The organism is Caloramator sp. CAR-1 (assembly GCF_030546345.1).
Taxonomy (GTDB): Bacteria; Bacillota; Clostridia; order Clostridiales; family Caloramatoraceae; genus Caloramator; species Caloramator australicus.
In genome coordinates this window covers 1-1,834 of sequence record NZ_JAUONW010000054.1, presented here as the reverse complement: position 1 = coordinate 1,834, position 1,834 = coordinate 1, and the positions used below count along the sequence as shown (strand labels likewise).

The window sequence follows — 1,834 nt, the reverse complement described above, 5'->3', positions numbered from 1 at the left end:
CAATCGCGGGTAGCAAGCATCTTCACTTGCACTACAATTTCGCCGAGCCCCTCGTTGAGACAGCGCCCAGGTCGTTACGCCATTCGTGCGGGTCGGAACTTACCCGACAAGGAATTTCGCTACCTTAGGACCGTTATAGTTACGGCCGCCGTTTACTGGGGCTTCGGTTCAGAGCTCTCACCCTTCCCCTTAACCTTCCAGCACCGGGCAGGCGTCAGCCCCTATACTTCGTCTTTCGACTTAGCAGAGACCTGTGTTTTTGCTAAACAGTCGCCTGGGCCTATTCTCTGCGGCCTGCTCTCGCAGGCACCCCTTCTCCCGAAGTTACGGGGTCAATTTGCCGAGTTCCTTAACGAGGGTTCTCTCGCTCGCCTTAGGATTCTCTCCTCGCCTACCTGTGTCGGTTTGCGGTACGGGCACCTGCTTCCTCGATAGAGGCTTTTCTCGGCAGTGTGAAATCAGCTGCTTCGCCTTGCGGCTCCCCTTAAGCGCTCAGCTTAGCTCTACGGATTTGCCTATAGAGCATGCCTTGCGCCTTGGACGCACATCTCCATCCGTGCGCTCAGCCTATCCTCCTGCGTCACCCCTTCTCTCAAACGGCTACAGGTGGTATCGGAATATCAACCGATTGTCCATCACCTACGCCTTTCGGCCTCGGCTTAGGTCCCGACTAACCCTGGGCGGACGAACCTTCCCCAGGAAACCTTAGGCTTTCGGCGAGTAGGATTCTCACCTACTTCTCGCTACTTATGCCAGCATTCTCACTCGTATACAGTCCACCACTCCTTACGGTATGGCTTCTACCCGTATACGAAGCTCCCCTACCGCTCCTAAGAGCCCACAGCTTCGGTGGCATGTTTTAGCCCCGGACATCTTCGGCGCAGGACCTCTCGACCAGTGAGCTATTACGCACTCTTTAAATGTATGGCTGCTTCTAAGCCAACATCCTGGTTGTCTTTGAGATCCCACATCCTTTACCACTTAACATGCACTTCGGGACCTTAGCTGGTGGTCTGGGCTGTTTCCCTCTCGACCACGGATCTTATCACTCGTAGTCTGACTCCCAGGGTCTCAGTTTAGGCATTCGGAGTTTGATAGGGTTCGGTAACCTATACGGCCCCTAGCCCATTCAGTGCTCTACCTCCTAAACTTACTCCCTGAGGCTAGCCCTAAAGCTATTTCGGGGAGAACCAGCTATCTCCGAGTTCGATTGGAATTTCTCCGCTATCCACAGCTCATCCCATGGTTTTTCAACACCAACGTGGTTCGGGCCTCCGATAGGTTTTACCCTATCTTCACCCTGTCCATGGATAGATCACCCGGTTTCGGGTCTACGGCATGTAACTTACCGCCCTTTTCAGACTCGGTTTCCCTTCGGCTCCACACCTAAGGTGCTTAACCTCGCTACATACCGTAACTCGCTGGCTCGTTCTACAAAAAGCACGCCGTCACTCCTTAACGAGCTCCGACTGCTTGTAGGCACAAGGTTTCAGGTTCTATTTCACTCCCCTCCCGGGGTTCTTTTCACCTTTCCCTCACGGTACTATACGCTATCGGTCACCAGGTAGTATTTAGCCTTGGGTGGTGGTCCACCCTGCTTCCCACAGGATTCCTCGTGTCCCGTGGTACTCTGGATCAGGTCCTTCTACCTTCCCCTTTCGCCTACAGGGCTCTTACCTTCTATGGCGTGACTTTCCAGTCATCTTCGACTAGGTTCCAGTATACTCTATGACCTGTCCTCAACCCCAGACTTTCGCCTGGTTTGGGCTCCTCCCCTTTCGCTCGCCGCTACTTAGGGAATCGATTATTCTTTCTTTTCCTCCGGGTACTTAGA

The 1,834-nt window shown here is 53.7% G+C and carries 1 rRNA gene; it reads right to left on the bottom strand.

Features of this window, described 5'->3' with window-relative positions:
• Positions 1 to 1,834 (bottom strand): 23S ribosomal RNA (locus tag Q3V94_RS13540); the annotation flags it as partial.